This is a genomic window from Psychrobacter sp. CX97 (assembly GCF_057396285.1).
On the sequence record NZ_JBXYJE010000021.1, the window covers coordinates 1 to 23,174 of the forward strand.

19 protein-coding genes are annotated in these 23,174 nt (G+C 39.0%); 11 read left to right on the forward strand and 8 right to left on the reverse strand.

What is annotated here, in order from left to right:
- Window positions 1-437: 437 nt before the first annotated feature.
- Window positions 438-719 carry a hypothetical protein gene (locus tag AC2SLL_RS11950; RefSeq protein WP_486531912.1) on the reverse strand — a complete coding sequence of 94 codons (282 nt, stop codon included), beginning with the start codon at window positions 717-719 and terminating at the stop codon, window positions 438-440.
- 866 nt (window positions 720-1,585) lie between these two features.
- Here AC2SLL_RS11950 and thrS point away from each other — a divergent pair.
- The 3 genes from thrS to AC2SLL_RS11965 all read left to right on the forward strand — a co-directional run bounded on the left by thrS (window position 1,586) and on the right by AC2SLL_RS11965 (window position 5,974).
- A complete protein-coding gene (gene thrS / locus AC2SLL_RS11955) occupies window positions 1,586-3,532 on the forward strand; it encodes a threonine--tRNA ligase (protein WP_486531913.1) in 1,947 nt (648 codons plus the stop codon).
- A 64-nt stretch (window positions 3,533-3,596) separates the two neighbouring features.
- Window positions 3,597-4,100, forward strand: coding sequence for a translation initiation factor IF-3 (gene infC, locus AC2SLL_RS11960; RefSeq protein ID WP_486531914.1), 504 nt, complete (start codon window positions 3,597-3,599; stop codon window positions 4,098-4,100).
- 623 nt (window positions 4,101-4,723) lie between these two features.
- Complete coding sequence (locus tag AC2SLL_RS11965; RefSeq protein WP_486531915.1) at window positions 4,724-5,974, forward strand: toxic anion resistance protein; 1,251 nt, start codon at window positions 4,724-4,726, stop codon at window positions 5,972-5,974.
- A 277-nt stretch (window positions 5,975-6,251) separates the two neighbouring features.
- On the opposite strand, the gene ahpC is transcribed toward AC2SLL_RS11965, so the two are convergent.
- Window positions 6,252-6,818: an alkyl hydroperoxide reductase subunit C gene (gene ahpC / locus AC2SLL_RS11970; RefSeq protein ID WP_486531916.1), complete on the reverse strand. Its 567-nt coding sequence runs from the start codon at window positions 6,816-6,818 to the stop codon at window positions 6,252-6,254.
- Between the two features lie 597 nt (window positions 6,819-7,415).
- On the opposite strand from ahpC, the gene AC2SLL_RS11975 reads away from it, so the two are divergent.
- Window positions 7,416-8,324: a hydrogen peroxide-inducible genes activator gene (locus tag AC2SLL_RS11975; RefSeq protein WP_486531917.1), complete on the forward strand. Its 909-nt coding sequence runs from the start codon at window positions 7,416-7,418 to the stop codon at window positions 8,322-8,324.
- A gap of 61 nt (window positions 8,325-8,385) precedes the next feature.
- Here the strand turns inward: AC2SLL_RS11975 and AC2SLL_RS11980 are convergent, their stop codons facing one another.
- The 6 genes from AC2SLL_RS11980 to AC2SLL_RS12005 form a co-directional block, all read right to left on the reverse strand.
- Complete coding sequence (locus AC2SLL_RS11980) at window positions 8,386-9,057, reverse strand: M48 family metallopeptidase (RefSeq protein WP_486531918.1); 672 nt, start codon at window positions 9,055-9,057, stop codon at window positions 8,386-8,388.
- A gap of 171 nt (window positions 9,058-9,228) precedes the next feature.
- Window positions 9,229-10,641, reverse strand: coding sequence for a DUF1513 domain-containing protein (locus AC2SLL_RS11985; RefSeq protein ID WP_486531919.1), 1,413 nt, complete (start codon window positions 10,639-10,641; stop codon window positions 9,229-9,231).
- Window positions 10,641-11,795: an imelysin family protein gene (locus AC2SLL_RS11990; RefSeq protein WP_486531920.1), complete on the reverse strand. Its 1,155-nt coding sequence runs from the start codon at window positions 11,793-11,795 to the stop codon at window positions 10,641-10,643. The genes AC2SLL_RS11985 and AC2SLL_RS11990 overlap by 1 nt, the downstream gene beginning before the upstream one ends.
- Window positions 11,796-11,882: 87 nt before the next feature.
- Complete coding sequence (locus tag AC2SLL_RS11995) at window positions 11,883-13,574, reverse strand: di-heme oxidoreductase family protein (RefSeq protein WP_486531921.1); 1,692 nt, start codon at window positions 13,572-13,574, stop codon at window positions 11,883-11,885.
- A 178-nt stretch (window positions 13,575-13,752) separates the two neighbouring features.
- Complete coding sequence (locus tag AC2SLL_RS12000) at window positions 13,753-15,183, reverse strand: imelysin family protein (protein WP_486531922.1); 1,431 nt, start codon at window positions 15,181-15,183, stop codon at window positions 13,753-13,755.
- A gap of 281 nt (window positions 15,184-15,464) precedes the next feature.
- Entirely contained in the window at window positions 15,465-16,118 is a 654-nt protein-coding gene (locus AC2SLL_RS12005; RefSeq protein ID WP_486531923.1) for a YiaD family glycine zipper/OmpA-like lipoprotein, read from the reverse strand.
- Window positions 16,119-16,947: 829 nt separating this feature from the next.
- Here AC2SLL_RS12005 and AC2SLL_RS12010 point away from each other — a divergent pair.
- The 7 genes from AC2SLL_RS12010 to AC2SLL_RS12040 all read left to right on the forward strand — a co-directional run bounded on the left by AC2SLL_RS12010 (window position 16,948) and on the right by AC2SLL_RS12040 (window position 23,141).
- Entirely contained in the window at window positions 16,948-17,907 is a 960-nt protein-coding gene (locus tag AC2SLL_RS12010; protein WP_486531924.1) for an acyltransferase, read from the forward strand.
- 197 nt (window positions 17,908-18,104) lie between these two features.
- On the forward strand, window positions 18,105-19,211 hold the full coding sequence (locus AC2SLL_RS12015) for a hypothetical protein (protein WP_486531925.1): 1,107 nt from the start codon (window positions 18,105-18,107) through the stop codon (window positions 19,209-19,211).
- Window positions 19,212-19,438: 227 nt separating this feature from the next.
- Complete coding sequence (gene minC / locus AC2SLL_RS12020) at window positions 19,439-20,200, forward strand: septum site-determining protein MinC (RefSeq protein ID WP_486531926.1); 762 nt, start codon at window positions 19,439-19,441, stop codon at window positions 20,198-20,200.
- Between the two features lie 391 nt (window positions 20,201-20,591).
- Window positions 20,592-21,404, forward strand: coding sequence for a septum site-determining protein MinD (gene minD / locus AC2SLL_RS12025; RefSeq protein WP_486531927.1), 813 nt, complete (start codon window positions 20,592-20,594; stop codon window positions 21,402-21,404).
- 1 nt (window position 21,405) lies between these two features.
- Entirely contained in the window at window positions 21,406-21,690 is a 285-nt protein-coding gene (gene minE / locus AC2SLL_RS12030; protein ID WP_486531928.1) for a cell division topological specificity factor MinE, read from the forward strand.
- A 105-nt stretch (window positions 21,691-21,795) separates the two neighbouring features.
- Entirely contained in the window at window positions 21,796-22,314 is a 519-nt protein-coding gene (locus AC2SLL_RS12035) for a helix-turn-helix domain-containing protein (RefSeq protein ID WP_486530417.1), read from the forward strand.
- Complete coding sequence (locus AC2SLL_RS12040) at window positions 22,302-23,141, forward strand: IS3 family transposase (RefSeq protein WP_486530951.1); 840 nt, start codon at window positions 22,302-22,304, stop codon at window positions 23,139-23,141. The genes AC2SLL_RS12035 and AC2SLL_RS12040 overlap by 13 nt, the downstream gene beginning before the upstream one ends.
- Window positions 23,142-23,174: the final 33 nt, after the last annotated feature.

Genomic DNA, 23,174 nt, shown 5'->3' on the forward strand with positions numbered 1-23,174 from the left:
AATCCTTCTTCGCTTCCCTCTTTCAACCGCCCTGATCCCTTCTCTTCAAAGTGATCAATACTGCTTGCTAGGTTCGCTTTCTTATCAACAGGTGGCGTAGTATATACTCTTTTTTAATGCGGTCAAGGGGATGGGACAGTTAGTTTAGCAAAAATCGAGTATTGTTTTGCTTTGAGATATCTAAAAGGTACAAATCATATTAACTACCCGCTCAGCTAATTCTAGTTTATCTATATATAGATAATGGTTATCGTCAACATTTAATTAAGACATCCCTTTTTTAATTAAGATATACGCTTTAATTTGGAATCTTAAACGTGGGTTTCGCTGCACTACATCATACGCTATGTATTTTAGCGACTTGAATTGCATATGACGCTTTGTTAGATCTAGCTATAGTTTATTTGAGATCTTTAATATTCCTTTTATCTAATTCTTTATTTTTTTATTTTATGTTTATAAAAAAAATAAATTAATATAAAAATCATAGTAGGTATGTTTACGAGTAATAAATTAGAACTTATAAAAGAAATACTTCTTTTATAAATTGGGCTTTCTGTTGTAATTCTCAATATCATAACTATAGAATAAATAAAAGTTATTGCAGGTAATATTAAGCCTAAAATTTTATTATCTTTTTTAGAAAAAAATATCTGTAACCAAGTAATACCTCCAAAAAGTAATAAGATAATGATAATATTTGTTGCTGTCCCTTTCATAATCAATCTACCTTCTTTATTTTTTTATACTCATTGATAACTATTTAAGCTGTATTAAAATCAAGTTTTTCATTTATAGCCATCCTTTTGATTATTGTATTTGATATATTAGAAATATAGTATATAAACGCCACTTTCAGCTTTTTTGAGTTTATTGAAAATACTAGCCTAATTGGTACTTCTTACTGCCATCCTTGTTAAGACTCTTCTTGTTCTACTTTACTTCTTATTGGCTATCTTTATTTTACCAAGTACCAGCCTTTCAATAACGAGTACATGTATTAATGTATAGACGACAAAAAGGGCTAACGCTTCATATCTTGAAAGGTAGTCATATATTCTGCAATACATGACGCCTGCCATCACTAGAAACCATATGACCTTTAGAATCAGCTCTTTTCTTTGTGTACTTAACAAAACATGCCACCCCCTTCTAAACTACTTAAACATTGGTTCTTAATATAATGTGCTATTTGATCCGCTATTAGCTCTAATCAATTCTTTACAATAAGAGTCCCTTCCTAGCACAGACGATAGTAGCAAGAACGCGATGTTGCCGCTAGCCCTGATTGCAGCGAATATACTGCATGAGTGAATGAGGTACGATGGCTTAGTTTGGCTAGGCTCGCGAAGCAGGAGACTTGCCAAACTTTAGCCATCGCGTCATTCACTCATGTAGATAGTAGCGAAAAGCAGGAATAGCTATAAAAACGGATACAAAATCCTTTATAATAGGATGAATAACGACTTATAAACTGGCTTTGAGGTCGGTTTTTCTGTTTTGATGGTTGTGTTTATTATTTTCGTCACAATTATAAGGGTGATGAATTTTTAATTTATAGTATAAATAATTTGGATTTTAGATTATGGTTGCAATTACTTTGCCTGATGGCAGTGTCAAAGAATTTGAAGGTGAAACTTCAGTCATGCAAGTGGCTGAAAGCATCGGCCCAGGCCTCGCTAAGGCGACGGTTGCAGGGCGTGTGGATGGTCAGCTTGTCGATGCTAGTGACCCAATCACCCATGACGCTAAAGTTGAAATTGTGACCCCAAAAGATGACGACGGTGTGGATATTATTCGTCACTCTTGTGCGCATTTGCTCGGTCATGCGGTGAAGCAGTTGTACCCAGATGTGAAAATGGTCATCGGCCCGGTGATTGAAGAAGGCTTTTATTATGATATCTATAGTGAAACGCCCTTTACCCCTGATGATATGTCGGCGATTGAAAAACGCATGGCAGAGCTGATTAAGCAAAATTATGATGTGATCAAAAAGATGACGCCACGTGATGAGGCGATTAAGATCTTTGAAGAGCGTGGTGAGGATTATAAGTTAAAGCTTATCAATGACATGCCAGAGGAAAAAGAATTTGGCTTATACTTCCACCAGGAATATGTGGATATGTGCCGTGGTCCTCATGTGCCAAATACGCGCTTCTTAAAAGTATTTAAGTTGACTAAAATGAGTGGCGCTTACTGGCGCGGCGATGCTAAAAACGAACAGCTCCAACGTATTTATGGTACTGCATGGGCGGATAAAAAAGATCTGAAAGCTTACATTGAACGTATTGAAGAGGCTGAAAAACGTGACCACCGTAAGATTGGTAAGGCACTAGATCTGTTTCATTTGCAAGAGCAAGCACCTGGCATGGTCTTTTGGCATCCAAATGGCTGGACTATTTATCAGGTACTTGAACAGTATATGCGTAAAGTTCAGCAGGATAATGGCTACCAAGAGATTAAGACACCACAAATTGTGGATAGAAGCTTGTGGGAGAAGTCTGGGCACTGGGAAAACTATGCTGAAAATATGTTTACTACCCATAGTGAAAACCGTGATTATGCCATTAAGCCTATGAACTGCCCTTGTCATGTGCAAGTCTTTAATCAAGGGTTACGCTCTTATCGTGATTTGCCGTTACGCTTGGCAGAGTTTGGTTCGTGCCATCGTAATGAGCCATCAGGTGCCTTGCATGGTATTATGCGGGTTCGTGGCTTTACGCAAGATGATGCACACATTTTTTGTACCAATCAACAGATCGGTAAAGAGGCGTCTGACTTTATTAAGCTAACATTGGACGTCTATAAAGACTTCGGCTTTGATAATATCGAAATGAAGCTGTCGACGCGACCTGAAAAACGAGTAGGTGCAGACGAGCTTTGGGATGAGGCTGAAAAAGCGTTAGCCGATGCTCTTGATACGGCCAATCTTGAGTGGGAACTACAAGAAGGTGAGGGTGCATTTTATGGTCCGAAAATTGAGTTTAGCTTACGCGACTCTATTGGCCGGGTCTGGCAATGTGGTACGCTGCAATTAGACTTTAATTTGCCGAACCGTTTAGAAGCCCATTATATTAATGAGCAAGGCGAACGGGATACGCCAGTTATGTTGCACCGTGCTATCTTAGGATCCTTTGAGCGCTTCTTGGGGATGCTTATCGAGCATTATGCAGGTTGGATGCCGGTTTGGCTATCTCCGCAACAAGTGGTAGTGATGAACATCACTGATAAACAAGCGGAAGCTTGCGAAAATGTCGTATCAGAACTAAAAAATGCAGGTGTGCGGGCTATTAGTGACTTGCGTAATGAGAAGATAGGATTTAAGATACGAGAAAGAACATTAGAGCGTATCCCCTATATGCTAGTATTGGGGGATAAAGAAGTTGAGTCAGGACAGGTTAACGTACGTACTCGTGAAGGCGAGAACCTAGGTGTCATGTCAGTGACTGACTTTATTGAATTAATACAGAAAGCTATCTCTCAGAAGGGACGCGTATCAACGAGTGTTAATTCGAACGAACAATCAGTCTAATAATTGACTTGAATTGTTAAACATTAATTGAGAAGGAGTACTACCTATTAAACAGTCAAACCGTTTGAACATCAACGAAGAAATCCAGCTTAAAGAAGTTCGCTTAGTGAAAGAAGATGGCGAGCAAATGGGTGTTGTTGATATTGAAACCGCTAGAGCTGCGGCTCGTGATGCTGGCCTAGATTTGGTTGAGTTGGTTCCTGATGCCCAGCCGCCTGTTTGTAAAGTAATGGATTATAAGCGTTACTTGTACGATCAGAAACAAAAGGCAAAAGAGGCAAAGAAAAATCAAAAGCAGACTCAGCTTAAAGAAATGAAGTTACGTCCTAGTACTGAGGATGCTGATTACCAAGTTAAATTGCGTAAAATTATCAGCTTCTTAGAAAACCAAGATAAGGTTAAGGTAACTATTCGTTTCCGTGGTCGTGAAATGGCACACCAAGATATCGGGCGTAAACAGCTTGAACGTATCATCGAAGATACAGCTGATATAGCAAACGTTGAACAGTTTCCTAAGATGGAAGGCCGTCAAATGGGTATGTTGCTTGGTCCGACTCGTAAGAAATAATGAGTAGTAGGTAGGTGACTGACACTATACACAAATCATGTATAATTATTTGTTACCTCAGCAAATATACGTACGACGCTTACTAAGTATTTTATGCTAAAACCTCCAATTTGCCAATGCAGATTGGAGGTTTTTTAATCATATTTATTAAATTTTAAGCCACGACCAAGGTAATTACTCTTAATCCCCACTTTACAATCACATTAAAAACAGTCACATTAAAATGACTAGATAACCCTCCATATAACTCTACAAATAACTCTGAAAAAATTTTAGAACTGAGGCGAGAAGCGTAGAAGGCTATAAGAGTTAAGTATCAGTGGCAAGTACCGCAACTATCCAAGGGATTAATATCGTCGTTAACTAGTGCTGTATTAAGTATAGATAAAGCAATGAAGCACAAAAACGTATCAGCAAAATGCACACTTTTAACACTTAAACTGGCCGTCGCTTAGTTTTTATTAAAGAGAGGCCTGTGCACCTACCTAAACTTGCTTACTATTTTTAAATACTATAGAAACTTACTTTCGAGTAGTATTAAAAAATAGATTACCTGTGCTAATACCTAAATTTAAGCCCCACTTGATTGAAACCCAACTAAGTCATAATAATAGGATGAACTCATGCAAGAACTTACTCCACCAGAAAACACCGCTACCCCATCGATTACCCTCACACCTCCTGAGCCGGTTAAAGAAATCCCTAAAAGTGAAGCGGATCAGATAGTTAAATTAGATGACAGTCAAATTCCTGAATTGGATGCAAAAGTAGATGCTTTTGTGGATCATGTGATTAATAGCCCAGTACAAAGCTCCGAGTTTAAAAATAACGTTCAGTCCATCCATAATTTGGGTAACAAAGAAATCCGTGAATCAGCTCAGGTATCTAATCGCATGCTTGACCTGCCCGCAAAGAGCTTAAATAAGAGCCTATTTGACAACTCGCCTATTGCTAAGTCTTTGACTGAACTGCGTGGCATTGTCGAAGATTTAGATCCCAGTAAAAAAGAGCTAACTAACTCGCGTAAGTTATTTGGTTTAATCCCTTTTGGTAATAAAGTTCAAGATTATTTCCGTGAATATGAGTCGGCTCAGTCACACATTAACGCTGTGGTTACCAGTTTATATAATGGTAAAGACGAGCTGATGAAAGACAATGCTATGATTGAACAAGAAAAAGTCAATATGTGGAATTTGATGCAGTCAATTCGACAATATATTTATGTTGGCAAAAAAATTGATGAGCAGTTGGAACAAAAAGTGTATGCGATTGAGGCGACTGATCCTGAAAAAGCGCGAATCATCAAAGAAGAAATGCTGTTTTATGTTCGCCAGAAAAATACCGACTTTTTGACCCAATTGGCTGTCAATGTGCAAGGGTACTTAGCACTAGACACTATTCGCAAAAATAATCTTGAGCTTATTAAAGGCGTTGATAGAGCCACCACCACAACTATCTCTGCCTTACGCACTGCGGTAGTAGTTGCCCAAGCCATGACCAATCAAAAACTGGTACTTGACCAAATATCAGCATTAAATAAAACCACCAGTAGCCTGATTGAATCAACCTCGGCAATGATGAAGCGTCAATCGACTGAAATTCATGAACAGGCAACCAGTAGTACTATTGAGCTGGATAAGCTACAAAATGCCTTTAATAACGTTTATGACACGATGGATATGATCAGCAATTATAAAGTTCAAGCACTCGATAATATGAAAACGACGGTTGATGCATTGACGACTGAGGTAGATAAAGCACAAAAATACCTCGATAAGACGAACCAAACAACGGTGCTTGAAGTTTCAAAAGAGATTGATACTAAAAAAATTGCCAATCAAGCTGGCCAATCAAATAATTCGGTAGATATATAGTCAAAGAAGTCTAAAATGGTTACAAGGCAACCGAGTGCAAGTACTACTGGAGTAGGCTTAACGAGGTTAACGCCGTAACCGTTTCGTAGTTCGCGGACTATAGATATTTAAGTAACAGGCTTAGGGCGTATTCTCATTTAAATTATTTGGATACGCTCTAGCCCATAGTTGCTATAACTGAAACCGGAATATTATGTCAAAAAAATCCCCACTAAATAGCGGGGATTTTTTGTATACTATTTATAGCTTATAAAATATATAGGCTTTATAAGGCTAATTAGATTTTGCCAACTAGGTCTAGGCTTGGCTTAAGGGTATTTTGACCTTGTTCCCAAGCAGCTGGGCAAACTTCACCATCGTTATCACGAACATATTGAGCCGCCTTAACTTTACGTACCATATCTTTAGCACTGCGGCCGATGCCTAAGTCATGAATTTCAGCAACTTTGATTACGCCATCTGGATCAATTAAGAAAGTACCACGTAATGCAGCGTGCTCTTCTTCAATCATAACATTGAAACCACGTGCAATATTACCAGTACCATCGCCTAACATTGGATAGGTTACTTTGCTGATAGCGTCAGAAGCATCATGCCATGCTTTGTGTACGAAATGAGAGTCAGTAGATACAGAGTATACTTCTACACCTAAAGCTTTGAGCTCTTCATAATGATTTGCCATATCTTCTAACTCTGTTGGGCAAACGAAAGTAAAATCATGTGGATAGAACATGAAAATAGCCCATTTACCTTTAACGTCGTCAGAAGTAATGGTTTTAAACTCGCCATTTACAAAGGCTTCAGTTGAAAATTCTGGAATTGTTTGATTAATCATCGATGCCATGTCTTAGGCTCCTTTATTGGTTGGGTTAGTTAAAAAATAATTATTATATAAGGTTTTTAAACCTAACTTACTCCCGTTCAACCTATCATAATGCCATTACAGGTAAATGACGTAGGTTGATATGGTAGTTACTAAAACTTTTATGTATTCTCATCATCAACAATACCACATTATAGATGATATAAAAGTTTAGTTTAATGATTCATTAACTGCTTGTTAAGAGCTGTTAATACTTAGCTACAATATAACGGCAACTTAACCACACGAAGTATATTAACAAAATATAGAGTTTAATCTATTTTAAACGTTTTAACTTGATGTTTTGTTTTATAAATCATAAAATCTATTTATTCAAACTCATTTCGACGCCTATGAATAGACTGTTTAACTCATTCTAACTGAGTTATTATTCACTATTGAATTTATTAAAACCTATTAAGTTAGCACCTATTAAAAATCAAGGTAAAAAGACGAGTAGATCATGTTAACTATTTAGTTCAGTTTTATATACCAACATATATCAACAGCCTTTTTTATGTAACAGGTTATTTGCTCATACTCTATTAAACCACTATCTATCAAGAGACTACTATACCAATGATTACTTTAAGACAATTAGAATTCGCCATTGCGGTTGCAAAACACAAACATTTTAAACGGGCTGCGGAAGAATGTAATATTTCTCAGTCCGCATTAAGCCTTGGTATTGCCGAATTAGAAAAGCAACTGGATACACAGATTTTTGAACGAAACAATAAGCAGGTACTGATTACTCCTATTGGCGAGGAGATATTAACATGTGCAAAAAGAGTCTTTTCTGAAATCAATGACCTTACGACACGCGCCCAAAGCCACCAAAGCTTATTAGCGTATCCAATGAAAGTTGGCATGATTCCGACAATTGCACCCTATCTGTTACCCAAAGTACTGCCTCAACTCAAGGAAGAGTATCCTGATTTTCGATTAACTATTATAGAGCAACAAACTGAACGTTTATTAGAACAGGTTCGTTATGGCCATATTGATACTGCCATCATAGCACTGCCCTATCCAGTAGAGGGACTACATACGTTTACATTTTGGGAGGAGAATTTTTACGCCATCTTCCCGAATGATAACCCGTTATCTAAGCTTCAAAATATTAGTGCCGACCAACTTAGCAAAACTAATCTAATGCTATTAGGCGAGGGCCACTGCTTAACTGATCATGCCTTGTCGGTTTGTTCATTTGATCGTAGCGAATTTAAGTCTAATTTCTCAGATGCTAGCCTTAATACATTGATACAGATGGCACTTGCCGGCATGGGGACAACTTTGATTCCGGCAATGGCACTAGGTCAAGTACATCAGCAAAATAAGTCGGTTACGACAATCCCCCTAGCTGAAGAAGGGCCTCATCGCCGTATTGCTTTTGTGACTCGTTTAAACTATGCACGTGTGGATGATGTCAAACTACTGGGTGATATGTTCCATAAATTGCTGACTGAACAACAACTAGCGATATAAGCCTAAATTAAAGCACGGGTTAAACTGTGTGAATACCTAACTACTTTTAATAACCGAGCTTTTAATCTAATTTTCCTGACTTGCCAGCCAATATGTTATGCCAGTGTTTATACTCTGGCATGGCTCTTTTCACCTCATCCCAAAATGCAGCGCTGTGATTAGGATGATGCAAATGGCACAGCTCATGTACGATGACATACTCTGTACATTCTATTGGATACGCCGGTAAATAAACGGATAACCAAACTCTTTTGGCTTTAGTGTTACAGCTACCCCAGCGTGTTTTCATTTTCTTTATTCTTATTTCAGCCGCCGTTTTACCCACAATTGGCTGCCATTTATTAAAAAGTTTCGGCATGACTATCTGTAGCTCTTGCCTATACCAATGAATTCTCTCATTCTCGCCCATCATAAAAGGTTGTTTCTTGCCCCAAAGCCTTAAGTTTCCCAAACTTGCCTGCTGAAATGGGTTTTGTGAGGGTTCTACATTAGATGAGATTCTTTTTAATAGAATAGCATGTTGATTAATCGCCCACTCTACTCGGCCACTTATTGCGATAACAATATCTTTATCAGTAGCATAATAGGGCACCGACACTGACAAACGGCTTGGCTTTAGACGAAAGTTAATATTCTTAACTCGTTTGCGCGTAACAATCAGACTAATATTTGCCTGTTGCAACTCTTGCTCTATAGCACGATATAAATCTTGTATCTGTCTAGCGTTATACATAAAAGTCGCATTTTATAATATAGTCCGAAGTAACCTAAACTAAAGAAGTAATCTAAAATAGTTGTAAGGCAAGCAAGCGAAGGGTAAGGAGTAAGCATTATAGCAAGCAAGAGTACCGCTTAGAATGACTTTGACTATAGTGGCATCCAGCTTAATAGCATCAAGCATCCACTACACACGCTGCATATGGTTATCAAAGGCGTAAGGTAGATGTACTTTATCAACGTGCAGATTCTGATTATCTGTCATTGCATAGGGTTTATCCATTATTGAAGTAGCATTTGAGTGAGTACCAGCATCTATCACACTCAATCGGCTAAGAAAGCCCTGTCCATCGCTAACGATAAAGCTAGGTACACTACTATGAGTCCTCTGCACATTATTACTTACCTGTTGTGTAAGAACAGCAACTCCAGCACAATCACGTAATTCAGCAACACCTTTCATAACATCTGTCGTTAAATCAAATACAGCAACACAGCCACCGATTGGACTGGTCACACAGAGCAAATTATGTTCCGAATCAACAGCAACGCTAGCAATATAATGATGAAAGCGATGCCAACCTTTTGTGTCGTCTTCAGGCAGCTTTAGGGGTGTAAACCCTGAATTACCACGTTTGTGAGTTAAAACTAGTGGTAGACTTAAATGTCGCTCACCCTGAAATTGAATACCGATTGCCACAGTGCCATCTTCATGCATGGATAGATGTCGCACGCTCATTTGATTGTGCTCTGGATAAACCTGCTGCAAAATCTGACCATCATGTCTATTAATATAGACTAGCGATGACTGCATGCTGTCAATATTCAGCTCTTCTCGAGAGGCCTTTTCGGTCTTAATACCTCCGTTAGCAATGACTAGGGTGTTACCATCAGGATGCATGACTAGCTCATGGGGACCAATACCTTTAGTCTCAAACTCTCTTGTTTTTTTGTAACCTGATGCAACGTCATAAACCCCAATAATACCTGCAAACGTATTGGTATTATTTTCTGTCACATACAACAGACTGCCATCTAAACTATAACAGGCATGACCGTAAAAATGACGATTAATATCTGCCTTAATATTATAAATAACATTACCCGTTTCAACAGACAAAACCCAAAAAAACTCACTTGGCCTACGCCCCATCACTGCTACATGTGGAGTCGAGAGATTTGAGTCTTGTGGAAGTGGCTGTATTAAAATATCATGAACACGCTCTGGCATAGGAGTGTGCCAGACAATTTTTCGGTTGGTATCAATACCAACCACAGCAAACTCATTAGATGTTAAATCAGCAACCCCGCTTATCCAACTCGCACACTTGACCGGTTGGCTAACCGTCTGTTTCCTAAGATTGAGTAAGGTGCTTTCTATGGAATCTCTCTCTTCGGAATGCTGAAATCTTCTTTTATAAGCTTCAGCAGCACCGTTCCAGTAATCTTTTAACCGTGCATTAGGATTATACTGCCTGCGCCCTAGATGATGCGCGCCAACTAATGCTGCAGTGCCGAAGCCAGTAATCAATATCGTTTCCATACCTGACTTTATAAGTTTTGGTAAGGCCATAGAGTTTATTAGGTCAAGCTTAGACATTAATCCCCATCCGTACTATTAAAGCCTACTTGTACGCCAAGTATCGGCATCAACTGCCGTTTTATAGCCTGAGTCAAGGCGGTTAGCTTGTCATATAGCAATTGTTGCTGTTCTGGCGTTGCATCGGCGATGTCTTCAGGAAGCTGCGCTAGTAAAGTTGAAGTCCGTGCAAGGATGGTAGAAATTTCATCCGTTAAGGTATCTTTATCATTTGCTGCCAACATAGCAACGAGATTGGGATCGGTCAGGGCTGTATTCAATGCCGCCACTTTAGCGGTAATGATGTCTCGACTTTGACCTGCTGTTGCAGCTGGTAAATGTCCTTTTTTGCTACCCGTTAAACCAAGCGGCTTATCTAGTGAACTACTTTTGGTAGTTTCGACTAAGGATAACAAAGAGTTAATCCAGCGATTCATACCCAATACAACATCGCCCTCCTCGCCTGCCAATAGTTGAAAGGGGACTGCTTCCCATGCTTTATCTACCTCACTAAGGCGATGGGCCAAGGCAGAACTGGCACTGATTACGTATTGACATTGCCCAGCATCCAGCGTGTCATTTGCAAATAATACCTCTTCAAGTCCAGGTATACCTTGTACCACGGCACTTTCTTGTACCAACTGCTCTGGTGTAAGCTTTGGGTTAGCGTCAATTAAATCTATCACGCCTTGATGCACCAAACCACGTTCATCGGGATAATAGTTTATATATAGATTACTCATACTATCCATAGCTGTACCGAAATTAACTATTTCAGCGCTAGCCCATGCCTTGGCTAACGCTAACCATTGTTGTCTTAGCACGGTTAGAGTTTCTGAATTGACCGATCCCGTATGACAATGTTTGGTTGCTAATGTATTTAAACGAGCACTTTGTTCAGCCACACTTTTGTAAGATGGAACAATCTGATCATTAGCAACGCTTTGTAGATAATCTTTAAGGGTCTCTTCAGATAGCTTTATTGACTCAGTGGGTGTTACCGATCTATCTAGCGTGTTGGCTTGATCTTTAGTAGCTTTGTTATCAACGGCTTCTTCCACCTTTGAATCTGTATTTGTTGTTTCGTCATTTGTGTCGTTCGGTTTAGTGCAGCTAATTAATAACCCTGCACTAAGGGCAGATAACAACATAGCAGCCAGTTGATGTTTTTTCATAAGACACTCTACTTATTTAGTTTTTAATAACTTACTTGATAATGGGGCTTTTAAAAGAAACGAATTAAGTCAAACAATAAAGTTAAGTTATAAAGAATTTAAAAAAGCTTCTAACTCATTACGTCCTTTCTTATCCAGCTGTAATACCTGCTCTTTTTGTTGTTGAGCTTCGCCGCCATGCCAAAGTACTGCTTCCATTAATGTACGAGCCCGACCATCATGTAAAAATGTAGCTTGCGGATCAACGGCTTGGGCTAAGCCAACGCCCCATAAAGCTGGTGTACGCCACTCATAAGAAGTGGCTAAGAACTCAACTTGAGCATTATTTGGCGGTAGCTTACCCGCAATAGTACGATCCGCTAAATCTTCGCCCATGTCATGTAAAAGTAAGTCTGTATAAGGATAGATAATTTGACCCTGTTGTTCAATGTGATCATCTTTACCCTTTGGTAATTGATAGCGGGGGGTATGGCAGTTTTGACATCCGATTGAATAAAAGCGCTGCTTACCTGCCAATACAGTTGGGTCATCCGCATTGCGGCGATGTGGTACGGCTAAGTTGCGAGTATAGAACTCTACAAATTTTGCAACCTCGTCATTCACTTCAACAGCTGGTTTTCCATTACCTTGCTCATCAGCTCCGCTCGCTGCTTGATTACACTCCTTTTCAGCTTTTGTACACGATTCAACAGGACGAATATTGGACGTAAGCCCCATATCCTCGTTAAAAGCACTTTGATTTTGGGTAATGAGTCGTGTTTGTCCTGCTTTCCAACCAAACTTACCCAATGCGTTATTACCTGTTTCAGGATCTATAACCCAATTAAACTTACCGCTAATGCCGTTGCTATCTTTATCATCTACATCGGCTTGACGCTTAATAGCTTCTTCTGGGATGTATTCAAGTAAGCCAAGCCCAATCATCGGTAGGGCAACCCTAGGTGATACCATCAGCTCATCATCAAACTTACCATAACCCGCATTTACGAGTTGGAAGTCAGGTCGACGCAAAGTAATAACATAACCATCAGCAAAGGTAACCGGCACATCCTGCCATTTTACAGCGATTTTAGCCTCGGCAGGAACGCCCTGCACACCTCTATCTTGTAACTGTCCCCCATAAACAGAGTGAGGTACTTTCTCTATTTCTGAGTTTTGCAGTTGTTCAAGTTGTTCCGCCGTCGCCGCGGGCATAGCAAGACGAATTAATAAGCTGTCTGCATTGTCGTCACTATTGACGGGCGCATGCCCGCGTCCATCTTTAATATGACATGATTGACAAGCAGCAACATTAAACAAAGGCCCTAGACCATCTCTGCTATCGGTACTCGCTGGGGCAATAACCCACGGCTGTTTAAAAAAAGCATTCCCAACAAAAAAGTTGCCTTTGCGCGACGCGGTAATATTAGATGAGGGCTTTGAGTAACTCTCAGAGGAGGTAATGGTTATACCTGTATCGCCACCTTGCTTTACTTCTTGAGGATCAAACTGGATTAACTGAGCTAAAGACACTCCAGCCAACGCCTCTATCGTTTGAGCTCTTACATCAACCTCTGGGTTATGATCCTTTGTCTCTACCGATTTAGATTTGTCTATCTCATTACCTTTATCCGCTTTTTTTTGCTCTGGATTTGGCTGACATGCCAACAATGACGACATGATTACTACTACAGTAAAAGCCGTTAAACCCTTTAAAGCGACGTAAGGTTTATTATAGGAGTTTGCACTCTTTACCCTGATAATTTGGCGAATCTCATTTGAAATTTGACCCAATAGCATACTCAGACCTTAGCAAGACACTCCTTGCTATATTAAATTAAGTTTCATAAGCAAAACACGCTACCAACTTACAGTTGATAGCGTGTTTATTGTACTACATAGATACCTTAATAAAAATTATTCTCATTTCAATTTCTTTCGATATTAAGCAGTCATTACTTCCCAATATTGCGAATAATTAAAATTGAGATCCTGTATCGGCGTCAAGGTTTTCAATACCGATACTCTTCGCAGACATTTCAATTGAATCAGTTAATGCCTGTAAGTCATTAATTGCAGATTCAACCCAGCCTCGGCGTTTGTTCTGCTCTTCAGCTGACACACCTACTTTGCTGGCCTGACCCACAGTCGCAATCATTTGGTCAACTTTGATACCATTCTTCTCGCCCTGTTCAACGATTGTTTCGAAATCCTCTTCAACGGCATCGAATTTGGCTTCTAAATCTTCAGCAGCGCTTTCTTGGCCGCTATCCTTGAGGTAGTCTTTGATACCATAACCCCCTACTTCACGATTTGATACGCTTTCGTATTGACCCTCAAAAATATTTGCAATTCCACGTGCATTGTCTGCATAGCTTAAGTGAGTTAAGTCACTAAAACATTCATGTTCATCTTCAGTAGAGCCAGTAACAAACGCTACCTGCATACGCTCAGAAGCAAGCTCGCCTAAAGCTAAACTGCCCATTTGATAAAATATTTGGCGCACTGCGTTATCATCTTTGCGTGACATTAAATCGCTGCGTAGGGTGTTTTCTGAATTTGGCTGCCATTCAGCAACCATGTCGGTTAAATCGTCAACCAGCAATTGTGCAGCAGCCTTTAGGTATTCTCCACGTTTTGTACAAATAGCAGCATCACTTGAGTTACCTTCTCCACTGGTACAGCTATCATCCCTCATATAGTCCGTAACTGGGCGCTGTCCTGAACCTTCGCCAACCCCGTTAACGTCTTGACCCCAAAGTAAAAATTCAATAGCGTGGTAGCCGGTTGTCACATTAGCCTCACTACCACCGATTTCATTCATCTCAGCAAGTAGTTCAGGAGTAATGTCTTTTGTATCCTGCTTAATACTACCGACAGTAATACTGTCAGAATTTATAATATTGTCTGCACTATTGTATTCTCCAGCATAACCTTCTGAGACATAGTCAATCAGAGCTTCATCAAGTGGCCATGCATTCACTTGACCTTCCCAACCATCTACACTTTGAATCTCACGCTTATCATTAGCGCTTACAAAACCTTCATCAAAACGGAATACCTCAGTTTGCGAGTATGGGCTGCGAGCTTCTTTATAAACTTTTTTAGCCATAGCTAAATTTTCTTCAGTTGGCTCTTTGACAAATTTATTGACAGCTTCTTGTAATCGTTTGGCTTCGCTCAATGAATCTTCATAAGCGGCTTGTGCCATATTAGCGTAGCTAGTGACTAATTTTTCAGCAGGTTTACCTGTAAGCTCGCCGTCAGCTGCTTGAGTATTTGCTGCTTGAGTTTCGGCCGAAGTCATCTCTTCTTTTGTACTCTCTTCTGCTGACTTAGCGCATCCTGTTATGACCAATGAACCAATAACGATTGCGGTTAAAGCTCTTGAAATTTTAGTCTTGAACATAGTGCATGCTGTATCTGAGGACATAATAGATTACTCAATTTTGTGAATTTATATTATAAACGTGTTACTGCTTATTACAGATTATAATGCTATTGATAACTATTATCAATAGCATTCATTTTTATTCATACCTATATCTTTTAATAATAACTATTGATTTCAACGCTATTTAAAGAATCTAAGATTAATCCTTCATATAAAATCAAAAAGAGCCAGCATATTATTGCTGACTCTTAAACATATACCCTGACAATAAACCAGTTAACGGTTTATTTATTCAATTAGTCCACGCTCTTAGGAGCATTAATTTGAATTTCAACGCGGCGGTTTTGTTGTCTTCCTGATTCAGTGCTATTAGCGGCTACTGGACGCGTCTCGCCATAACCATATATACGAATACGATTACCTGATACCCCTTGGCGTACTAGATAGTTTGCAACTGACTGAGCCCGGCGCTGAGATAAATCTTGGTTATAAGCCGCATTACCAGTACTATCAGTATGGCCCATAACATCTAAAGTTGTTTTATCATATTCAACCATAGTTGCAGCAAGCTTATTAAGCGTATTATTAAATGATGGGTTAATGTAAGTACTATCATGAGCGAAAGTAATATTACCTGGCATAACCAAGTCAATGTTACCAGCAGAATCACGCTCAACAGTCACGCCAGTACCTTCCATTTGCTGTTGAAGTTTTTTCTCCTGATTTTCCATATAAACGCCTACTGCGCCGCCCAGTGCAGCGCCAATAGCAGCATCACGACCAGTGTGATCACCACCAGTAGCTTTAGAGATACCTGCACCAGCGGCAGCGCCAGCCAGTGCACCTAGGGCACCTTTATGAATAGTTTGTTGTCCGGTTGCAGGATCCGTGGCACAACCAGCAAGCGCAAGACCAGAAGCAAGAGTAGCAACCATTAATGCATTTTTCATAATATATCCTCAAGGTTAATCAATAAGTTTTTTATCTATCGACTATTCACTGCTCATCTTAATCTAACTCATTAAACAATATTTAATTTATAAAACGTTGTCTGCAATGAATGTACGACAATAATTATAATAGAAAGTTTTGCTTAATAAAGTTAGCAAATGTTTCAGGGTTATTATGCGGTTTTAAACCTTCACCTGTGTAATAATTTGTGGTTTTGCTGTATAGCGTATATTTAGAAAGTAATGGATTTAGTCACAATAATAAGGTTTTGAGACCACATATATCATAGATCAATCAGAAGTTTAAAAAAACCTAAAATAGAATGAAATATAACCCTTCTTATTTGGAAATTTTCCTGGCATCATCTTTAATAAAAACCTGCTATCTTATTAGACGTTATTTATTATGGCATTATAGCTTACTGATTAATAGAGAGTTAAGTTTAGAGTATAGGTTGCTTGCATAATACAGATTATAAATATCTGTGTCTTATGGGTGTTTTAGTCCTAAGTAAATCCTAAACGATCAGATATAAGACATAGGTAGATTGAGATTGATACCTACTTTAACAGCACAGCATTAACAGGACTGCATTGATTTAAAGGCTCATGAATAACAAGTTAAATATATCAGATTTCTGATACTAGCTTAGTTAAAATAGTGGCATAAGCTTGTCGTGATATCTGTAACCCGTTGTCAGGAAACTGTAGACTGGTTTACAATCGTAAACTGTTAAAAGCGTTTTAGCTTACCTTATTCTTACTTCTTTGTTCTTACTTCCTTGGCATTTTTTAATAACTTGGCACTTTTAATAAATTGGTACATCTTATGAAAATAAAAAAAATATATCAACGCTTACACGAAAAATCTCCATTGCTGGGTAAAATGAGTTCTTTTACGACTGCAGCTGCCTTGATTGGGGCAAATACACTGACTGTCGGTTTCCCTCTATGGCTATTAGGCATAACAAAAGTAGCCACCGGTTCAAGTGTTGCGGATAGCTCAGTTATCAAAATCGCTAAACACTGGATCGCCACTAACAACAACTTGATTGACAATGTACTACCTGAGCGGGATTGGCGTATTGACTTGCCTGAAGGACTTGAAAAAGATAAACAGTATCTACTTATTAGTAACCATTTATCTTGGGTGGATACCAGTATCGTCCAATACATCAGTCAAGACCGTTTACCCCTTACTCGGTTCTTTACTAAATATAATTTGATTTATATCCCATTTATTGGACAGGCCTTCTATTTTTTAGATTTTCCTATGATGAAGCGCCATACTAAAGAAGAAATTGCTAAAAACCCTGAATTAAAAAACCGCGATATTTTAGAAGCCAAACGTGCCTGCGAGCTCCTCAAAAATAAACCCTTTGCTTTACTTAATTATTTAGAAGGTACTCGTTTTACTCCCGCTAAACGGGATGCTCAAAAATCGCCCTACAAAAATCTTCTTAAACCAAAAGCAGGCGGTATCTCACTGGCTATTCAAGCGCTAGGTCCTCAGATTGATGGTATTCTAGACTTGACCATTGTTTATCCTGACGGCAGCCCTTCTTATGCTGATTTGTGGAAAGGCGATATAAAGCGCCTTGGCGTACATATGAAACGCATTGATATTCCACAAAAACTATTTAATGCGATTGAAGACGGCGATTATAATAATGATGAGGCCATTAAGCAGACTATGTATGATTGGTTAGATGACATTTGGCGCCAAAAAGACGAACAAATTTCTCTCATGCTTGCGGAATTTGAGAATAACAGTAAAGGAATTGGCTAAGATAAAAACCCTCAAGACACCAACATAGACTATTAACGTAAATATATTGCCTCAACTTTAGAAAGTCGAATTATTGATCATTGCGTGGTGTCCTAGTAAAAACAAATTAACAGCACATAATAACCGTCGCATCTTGAGAATGTCATACGCTTTCGCTAACATGGTGTACCTCAAAATATCTAGAGAAGCCTACTGCGATGCGTTCATCAAAAAAATCAACGACTAACAACAGCCGAATTACCGAAAAAGAGTTTATACGTTTGCAAGGTGTTGCTAGCAAAAGCCTGCCTACAGACTCCCCTCAGGTACCTAAGTCAACCAGCAAGTTAGAACTGACTTATGATATTACCATGCTCATCATTATCGTGATTGATTTGGCAATCATTGGAATTGATTTAGTGCTAATGAGTAATTTTGCAAACCAAATGGCTAACTGGTTAGGTTTGACGCATCATTTAACTTACTACACCCAAGAGATTCACATCCCACTACGTATTTTAGGCAGTTTTTTTACCATTTTCTTAATAACTGAATTAGCCATTCGCTGGTTACTCTCTATACTAAAAAAAGAGTACATGCGCTGGTTCTTTTTTCCTTTTGTGCACTGGTATGAAGTATTAGGCTGTTTTCCTCAGTTGCGTGCCTTACGTTTGCTTCGAGCCCTCTTTATTGGTCGAAAGCTGTATCAAATGGGCTATCAAGTATTGCCAGAAAAGTGGATTACTACTGGCAAATTTTACTATGGACTTATACTTGAAGAGCTTTCAGATCGGGTTATTTTGACTGCGACGGGCAATCTCCGCCATCAACTGGCAGGCGGTGACACTCGCCAACGTTTGATGGAAAAAACGCTGAATAAAAATCGCCCTGCCATTCAGGCTATGATATCCTCAATGCTTAAGCAAGAATTGGTCCCTAAGCTTAAGCAGGTAGCTCATGGTCCTGTGGCTCAAGAGCTATCGAGCCATGTCGGTGCTTCTGTTCATGACGCTCTAGCCAATACACCTGAGCTGCGCCGTTATTTAAGAATGATACCCATTGCTGGTAAACTGATTGAAAATGAACTACATGCCATTGGCGAGCATGTTGGAGAAAACCTAGTAGGCTCTTTAACCTATCGCCTTACTCAAACTGAAACATTAGACTCACTTATTGACGCCATTGCTGAAGCGATAGCAGAAATTGACCTTCATAACTCCGAACTTGAATTATTAATAACTAACATTGTTGATGATAGTTTAAACGCGTTTGAGGAGCAGGTAAAAGTACAACAATGGAAACACCAACAATTTTTGCATTTATAATAGTGCTATTAATCAATTATAATCACTAACAGCTGTAAATAATTTATAACACGTTATTTGAGCTATATATCATTAAAATAATCTCATAAAATAGCAATATAATACCGTATCAACTTGTTACCAAGCCTGTTTTATAACTAAGAAAAAAGCATAACAATAAGACTCTGAACAACTATACACTTAACAGATAATATAAAAAATTTATCGTTATTCCTCAAGGATTTGCTATGACTGCCTCTACTGATGCCAATACCCCTGCGTTAACTTTATATGGCAAAATGCTTACCTTTACCCGCATAAAATTGACCACAGCTGACCTTGAAAAAATCTCGACACAACTTGAATTAACGCTAGGCAACAAAACTAGCAAAATCCCAGTAGTCATTGATAGTGATATAGAGCAAGACTTACCCGCTTTAGTAGACTTATTTTGGTCTTGGGGATTACAGCCAATTGGAGTCGTCACTGGAGTACTGGACGAAGCCGCTAAAGCACAAAAACTGGCTATCTTCCCCAGCGATGGCAAAAGAATTGAACGTATTATCCCAGCAAAACAGGCTATACAAACCAAGCCTGTCGACCAATTGCAAAACGATGATACGTTAGTTCAGGAACAAGCTAATGCTGAGCCTATTATAGGGTCTGATAGAGTAACCAGTATGATTTACGATCAAATGGTACGCTCAGGGCAAAGTATAAATCATGTGGGCGGGGATCTTATTTTAACCAATAGTGTTAATGACGGTGCCGAAGTTATCACTGACAATAGCCTACATGTCTATGGACGTGCTCAAGGGCGCTTGGTTGCAGGTGCAACAGGAGACAAAGACGCACGTATTTTCTGCCAACGTTTCAACCCGTCACTCGTATCTGTGGCAGGTACCTATTGCTTGCATGATAGTATCCCTACAGAAATGCTGGACAAACCCGTTCAGGTTAGCTTTAAAGAAGAAGTGGGCTTAGTTTTTGAAATTATGAGCAACACTTAAATAATGGATCGGAAGGAGCGACAGACTAATTTTAAAACCTATCATTGGCTTTAATTACTATGGCTTTAAGTACTATGCAAGAAGTATTATCAAAAGCTAAACTGTTACTTTAGTAACAACTATGGTAATCTAGCCATATTAAAATTTGACTTACCTAGCGTACTTGTGCTTCTGTCGTTATAGTTCTGAAATAAGCAGTCCACTCGGGCTAACGTAAGTATAACGTTTCTAAAAGACTTAACTTTGTCAGACTCGTGAGCGCTGTTTTTATAGTTTCTGCACTTGTTTAACTTGTTAGGTTAACTTTTAGATTTGATAAAAACTTAAACATTGTTAAATAGTTATGGGCAAAGTTTCTGTCCATTATATAGATTTATAGGAGTATGCCATTGTGGCAAAGATCGTTGTAATTACCTCTGGTAAAGGTGGCGTCGGTAAGACGACGACCAGTGCTTCATTTGCCGCAGGGTTAGCATTGCGGGGTTATAAAACTGTCGTTATTGACTTTGATGTTGGTCTACGTAATTTAGACTTGCTAATGGGTTGCGAAAACCGCATTGTTTATGACTTTGTAGATGTTATTTCTGGGAATGCACGTCTGTCTCAAGCCTTGGTAAAAGACAAGCAGTTGGATAATTTGTTTATATTACCAGCGAGCCAAACTCGAGATAAAGATGCATTGACCGATGAAGGTGTTGCTGAAATTATGGACGAACTGTCTAAACAGTTTGACTATATTATTTGCGATTCACCAGCCGGTATTGAGCGTGGGGCACAGTTGGCAATGTACCATGCTGATGAGGCTATTATCGTAACAAATCCTGAGATTTCATCGGTTCGAGATTCAGACCGTATTATAGGTGTATTACAAAGCCGCACTAAGAAAGTCATCGAAGGAACAGGAACAGTCCGTGAACATTTAGTCATTAACCGCTATAATCCTGAGCGCGCTGCTGCTAATGAGATGATGGATATTGACACAATCTCCAATGATATCTTAAAAGTTCCACTACTTGGCGTGGTACCTGAGAGTAATACTGTACTTGAAGCGTCAAACCAAGGCGAACCCGTCATTCACTCGTCCGACTCAATTGCTGGCCAATGTTATGATGACATTGTGGCTCGCTTTTTAGGCGAAGAAAGAGAGTTACGTCATATTGATGTTAAGAAGAAAAGCTTCTTACAACGCTGGTTTGGAGGTTAAGATGTCAAGAAAAAAAGGATTTTGGAGTAATTGGTTCGGTACCGAAAATAAAAGTACGGGCAGTGCAAATACTGCGACTGAAAGACTAAAAGTTATTGTCGCAAGCGAAAATAGACTAAACTCTCGCTTAACGACAGATCGTATCGAGAAGATGAAACGAGAGATATTAGATGTGGTTAATAAATATGTAAATGGCGTACAAATTGATGATGTTAATATAAATCATCGTCATGAAGATAATCTAGATGTACTCGAGATGAATATTAATCTTCCTGAAAAGCCTTAACTTTTACCGTTAACCCCAGCTACCGTAAGCAGATTTAATTAATAAAAGAGCCCTAAATATTTGAACTGACCCCCAAAAGTTGGACACAACTTATGGGGTATTTTTATGCGTTACAATCTAGATTTTAAGATCAAAGTCATAGGATACTATAAGCAAGGACATACCGGTCATGCCACAGCAAAGAAGTTTAAAGTGAATCCAAGATTTGTAAGTAAATGGGTCAAGCAATATCAAAGCGGTGGTATAAAGGCTATTAAGCCAAAGACAAGCAAAGCCAAATACAGTAGTGAGTTTAAACTTAACGTACTAACAACGATGCTTACCCAAGGCCTAAGTCAATTGGAAGTTGCTCTAAGGTATAACATCAGCTCACCAGCTTTAATCAGCCAGTGGCACAAAGCTTATCGACTACAGGGTATGTCTGGACTCATATCTAAACGTAAAGGTAGAGCGGCCATGAGCAAACCATTTATCACAGACAAACCAGATGATGAAAAGATATTAGCAGAGCTGAAACGTGAGAATGAATATCTTCGTGCGGAGAATGCCTACCTAAAAAAGCTCGATGCCTTGCTCAGGGAGAGGGAACAAGCCGAGACAAAGCAAGGCTCATCGAAGGACTAAGGGATAAATATTGCATATCAGCTTTACTTAAGATAGCTGATATGCCTAAAAGTGTCTTTTATTACCATAGGTGTCAGTTTGATGCTGAAGACAAATACGCTGATTTAAAGCAGCGTATCATCGAGCTATATTACCAACATAAAGGTCGGTATGGCTATCGTAGAATCACAGCCGCATTAAAGCAGTTAGGCATGCATCATAACCATAAGCTTATTGCCAAGCTTATGAAGCAGTTAAATCTTAATGCGAAGATCAGAAGAAAGAAGTATCGATCCTATAAAGGTCAACAGGGAAAAATAGCAAAGAACTATTTAAAGCGTCGCTTCCATGCTGGTAAACCCAATAAACGCTGGTTAACAGACATTACTGAGTTTAAGGTGGGTGACAATAAATTATATCTATCTCCGATTCTTGATTGCTATAATAATGAAATAGTCAGTTATACCTTATCTAAAAGACCAACCTATGATGTGGTAAGTAAAATGCTAGATTTTGCGCTAGATAAGACGAAAACAAGTCGTCATAAAAAGTTAATGCTTCACTCTGATCAAGGCTGGCATTATCAAATGAAGCCTTTTAGAAAGACGCTTAAAAAGCATAAGATAAGACAAAGCATGAGTAGAAAAGGCAACTGCATAGATAATGCGTTAATGGAGAGCTTCTTTGGCACACTGAAGTGTGAGACCATCTATATTGAAAAGCCTAAAACTATTGATGAACTAGAAAAGCAAATTCATGAGTACATTCATTATTACAATCATGAGCGTATTCAGCTTAAACTTAAAGGACTGAGTCCTGTGAAGTACAGAATTCAGTCCTTGAGATAGACTTAAACCGTCCAACTTTTGGGGGTCAGTTCA